Genomic DNA, 4,299 nt, shown 5'->3' with positions numbered 1-4,299 from the left:
AGGCTGAAGTCAGGGGTTTGCGGATTTTGGACGGGTGATCAACATCACCAAAACATGATATGGTCGTCGGCAAGATCGCTATTTATCGCAAAGCTGGACGATTTTTATCGCCAAACAGATGTTTGCAACTGCACCTATATAGAGTTCATGGCCCTGCGATTCTCCGGTCGAAAAATGGTGCGTGCCGGCGCACCGATCATGACACAAAGCGATGCGGATCAAACGGCCGCATTTGCTGTTCAGATGCCCACGACTGAGCCTATGACTTTGGTCGGGACACAGTGGGCCATGATGCCCATCTTCGTTGTTCCCGGGGCACTGCTCGGGGACGCTACTTTCAGATACTTCTTCGAGCGAACCGATGTGATGAGGTTCGTCGACTATCGATTTATCACGATTTTTGAACAGAATATCAGACTGGCCTACACACCAATTTTACTTGGCGCTCTCGTTTCATTTCTATTCTTCATCCTGGCGCTACGCCCCTCCCTTTCAGTCGAAGACTGATGGGCTGAGATTCGTCTCTGGTGGAGACGAAAAACTTTTTCTGTGGCGCAATATCACCGGCGTAGAAATGTCACCATTTCTGGGTGGCACATTCTCGATATTTTCACGTTGTAGGGTACGCTACGCCTATGGTGATGCAGACCTGAGTATTGACTTGCCATTCTTGTCGCGGTTCAGGCTGCAAAAAATTCTGAGGGGCCAGAACATCCCTGTCCTGAACTCAGCAATCTTGGTGCTCACCCCGATTGTTCCCGCATTGATCTCTATTGTCATGATTGGATTTCTTGCGAAAATAGTTTGAACTTAGAAGGTGATGTTGTCATCGAGCCACTCATGAGCGTTTGACCCGTTGCAAAACAACCAAGCTTTTGGAATTACGAATTAAGCAGGATTAAAGCTTGGAAATTCATGTCGAAGCTTGACACATCATGAACAACCATCATTCCACGCGAGCCCTCCATTTCCAGCAGTGATGAGCCGAAACCCTCATGCTCACCGACTGTTTCGCTTGCGCAAATCGCTGTATCCGCCGTTGATCCATGCGACCACGTCCGACGAAACACCAGACGTCACATCGATATCGTTGTGGTGTGCCTTTGAATAGAAATGAAGCAGGACCGGCGCCCCTGCGTCGCTGAGTGCTACGGCAAGACGCTTCCCGTGACTGACATGAATCGTGGTATCCTTCATGCCGTGGGCTATGAATACGGGCTCATCAACCAGGGGTGCGAGCTTGATACTTTCCCATTTGTCGAGACCATCTATGGCGCAGACTGGTATCAAAGCCGACTTCTCAACAACCTCGCAGATCTTGGCATAAGGAGACACGAGAATAACGCTGTCCACGTCGCGCACGGCTGCGATATTCAATGCGATCCCAGTGCCCAAAGAAAATCCATGGACATGAACCGAGGGGGACGAATGACCAAGGATTTCATCCAAAGCATCGAACGTGACCAGCGCGTCGGCCTTCAGAAGACTTTCAGATGGATAACTGCCGATTCCTTCCCCGCCGCGGTAGGGCATGATTACAACACTCATATTCGCATCAATGTAGGGCTGCATCATGCGCACAAAAGCTTGTCGCGTCCCACCGTTACCCATAAAAAACAGGACAGTTGGTGCGTCGGAGCCCGCATCATGAACGCCAACTGGAAGTGTCATCCGGTCAATGCCTTCCCCAACGAGAACATGTTTGTTTTCAAACTGGGGATCGGTGAACGGGATTTGGCTGAAGGGGTACAAGAATACGGACAGCATGAGATTGAGAGCGGTGGCACCTTGCGCCAAGAATTCTGTTAACATGCAACGTCTCCATATATTCGACTCTCCATCCTCAATATTGCACTCCTTCATACCGGGCGGAAATTTGGACACGACGAACTCTCGTTGTCTGGCGTGCCACACAGCAGGCGCGCCGAACACCAAAGATCGCAAGCCTGAATCGGACCCAACAATGACCCCAAATTCAAAAGCATCCCGGCGCGAGAGCGCACTGATCATCAGAACCGTGAGAAACAAATGTCTGATCTCTTCGATATCGTAGCCCAATCAAGAAGCCAGCCTCTGGCTGCCGTCCTTCGGCCCAAGACACTTGACGATATTATAGGCCAGCCTCACCTCATTGCTGCGGGATCGGTGCTGCGTCGACGCATTGCGGCCGGACATCTGGGCAGCGTTGTGCTTTACGGACCGCCCGGTGTTGGAAAAACATCCATCGCACGCGCTGTGGGCAACATGTTGGGAAAGGCGTTCCGGCCTCTTCATGCGACGCGCGCAGGCGTGAAAGATATCAGGGCGATCGCAGATGAAGCACGCATTCTCCCTGTCCTGATCTTCGTCGATGAAGTGCATCGCTTCAGTGCGACACAAGCTGACGATCTGCTGGCAATTTGTGAGGATGGCGTCGCGGATTTCATCGGTGCCACAACGCAAAACCCATACCACGCCCTCCCTAAAGCTCTGATCTCACGCTCAACAATCCTGAAGCTCGAGCCACTGACGATCGAAGATATGGAAACGGTCCTCGTGCGTGGCATGAATCACCTGCGTGCGTCCGGCATCGAAGTGACCATGACACAAGAGCAACTTCGCCTTGTTGCAGGACGGTCAGGAGGAGACGCGCGGCAAGCGCTTACAACGCTGGAAAGCCTGGCTGTCGGTCACATGGCAGACGGCCCCGTCGCAATCACGGAAGCCATGCTGGAGGACGCCTACCAGGCTGCTGCCGTAAATTACGACAGACAAGGCGATATGCATTACGACGTCACATCTGCTTTCGTGAAGTCGATGCGGGGCTCCGATCCGGACGCAACGCTCTACTGGCTCGCCCGCATGATCCATGCCGGTGAAGATCCGCGATTTATAGCGCGGCGCATCATGATCCATGCCTCTGAAGACGTAGGCCTTGCGGACAACTCGGCCTTGCAGACCGCTGTCGCAGCGGCACAGGCCGTCGAGATGATTGGCTACCCTGAAGCGCGCATCATCCTCGCTCACGCGGCTCTTCACGTCGCCAGATCGCCAAAGTCAGGGTCTGCATGCCGCGGAATCTCCCTCGCACTTGAGGCTGTCGCAAAGGAAGCGCCTGCACACGTGCCTCTTCACCTGCGGGACGCGCACTACAAAGGTGCCGAAAAGCTCGGACACGTCGGATATCAATTCCCACACGATGATCCGCGCGGGTGGGTCGATCAGGATGATGCTCCGGGCATAGCGTCAGGTCGATTTTACCAGAGCGACGCGCGTCACACACCAACATTCGAGAGGCGCGCCGATGAGGTCTGGAAGGATATCACCGGTAACGCAACGCCACGTCGCTTCTGATGGCGAAATACGCTCACGCAGCGTCGATCATGATCATCGTTGAGCGATCGAAAATGAAGGTCCTCGATCAGATCTCAATGGACTTGCAAGAACATCGATTTCAACTGCCTGGTGCATCCCGCCGATGTCAATTTTGGGACCGATAGCTCGCACAGTGAGGCCTGATCTTGTCAGGCGTGGCCACCAGGATGGCAGGATGCATACAAGCCGCTCGGCACCACCATCGTAAGACGTCTTGAGCATTTCACGCAAAAGCATATCCCTCACGACGCGACGATCGATGCCAGCAGCCCTGTCGCCTTTGATAAATACGCGGGATGCCTCCCAAACACCAGCAGACACTGGTGCAACGTCCTCGAGCAAGTCGGAGGGCATGCCAGGTAGCACCCCGCGCTGCGCATCACGGATCATGTAACTGGAGCCCATGACATCTGCTGTTGTCGGGGTCAGACGCACGCCACCATAGATGTCATCCCCGCAATGGACGACGACCCAGGAGCTGAAAGGGTTATCATATTGATCAAACTCCATTCCCAACGCCGTTGGGAGAGCCCACCCCATTTCATCGATGAAGGTTCGTTTGCGAGTGCGCAGGAGTTCGCCGAACAAAGCTCCATCGCGGCCCAATGTCTGAAACGTGATTGTCCGAACTTCCATATCAACGACCCGTCTTCATTCCAATGATCTACATGGAACGAACTTGGTATCATTTGCAGCACAAAGAAGGGACTGTCAGGAATCTTAACCTTCCTGCGGGAGGCCCTTTGTCACACCGGTGTAGGTTGTTGACGTCAAAAGACCCCGTTCGACAGCAATACGCACGGCATCCTGGTTGCTCTTTGCTCCCAACTCGCGTCTGGCCATTGCCAAGCGGCCACGAAAGGCCGTGCGCGACAGACCAAGCCGATCACAACTCTCCTCGTACGTCAGCCCCTCTTCTACCATCTGCAAGGCATTTAGATGATG

The 4,299-nt window shown here is 53.8% G+C and carries 5 protein-coding genes; 2 read left to right on the top strand and 3 right to left on the bottom strand.

Translation table 11 applies throughout. The features are described 5' to 3' along the window. On the top strand, positions 1–507 hold a 507-nt coding region (locus ACOI1H_RS23810), incomplete at its 5' end, for a hypothetical protein (RefSeq protein WP_422440671.1). Between the two features lie 492 nt (positions 508–999). On the opposite strand, the gene ACOI1H_RS23805 is transcribed toward ACOI1H_RS23810, so the two are convergent. After that, a complete protein-coding gene (locus ACOI1H_RS23805) occupies positions 1,000–2,058 on the bottom strand; it encodes an alpha/beta hydrolase family protein (protein WP_422440669.1) in 1,059 nt (352 codons plus the stop codon). On the opposite strand from ACOI1H_RS23805, the gene ACOI1H_RS23800 reads away from it, so the two are divergent. After that, positions 2,029–3,333, top strand: a complete 1,305-nt coding sequence (locus tag ACOI1H_RS23800; protein WP_422440668.1) for a replication-associated recombination protein A — start codon at positions 2,029–2,031, stop codon at positions 3,331–3,333. The two genes, ACOI1H_RS23805 and ACOI1H_RS23800, sit on opposite strands and share 30 nt — an antisense overlap. A gap of 33 nt (positions 3,334–3,366) precedes the next feature. On the opposite strand, the gene ACOI1H_RS23795 is transcribed toward ACOI1H_RS23800, so the two are convergent. Together ACOI1H_RS23795 and ACOI1H_RS23790 are read right to left on the bottom strand one after the other, a co-directional pair. Further along, complete coding sequence (locus tag ACOI1H_RS23795) at positions 3,367–3,990, bottom strand: acyl-homoserine-lactone synthase (protein ID WP_422440667.1); 624 nt, start codon at positions 3,988–3,990, stop codon at positions 3,367–3,369. Between the two features lie 84 nt (positions 3,991–4,074). Next, positions 4,075–4,299, bottom strand: a 225-nt coding sequence (locus tag ACOI1H_RS23790; protein WP_422440665.1) for a hypothetical protein, incomplete at its 5' end; no start/stop codon positions are given.

The organism is Loktanella sp. DJP18, assembly GCF_049310965.1.
Lineage (GTDB): Bacteria > Pseudomonadota > Alphaproteobacteria > Rhodobacterales > Rhodobacteraceae > Loktanella.
The sequence above is the reverse complement of the archived record's forward strand: the minus strand, read 5'-3'. Positions and strand labels throughout refer to the sequence as shown.

What these genes read in the sequence shown, in the direction of transcription:
- ACOI1H_RS23795 (WP_422440667.1), bottom strand. Translation starts at nt 3,990, where the DNA reads ATGGAAGTTCGGACAATCACGTTTCAGACATTGGGCCGCGATGGAGCT.
- ACOI1H_RS23800 (WP_422440668.1), top strand. Translation starts at nt 2,029, where the DNA reads ATGTCTGATCTCTTCGATATCGTAGCCCAATCAAGAAGCCAGCCTCTG.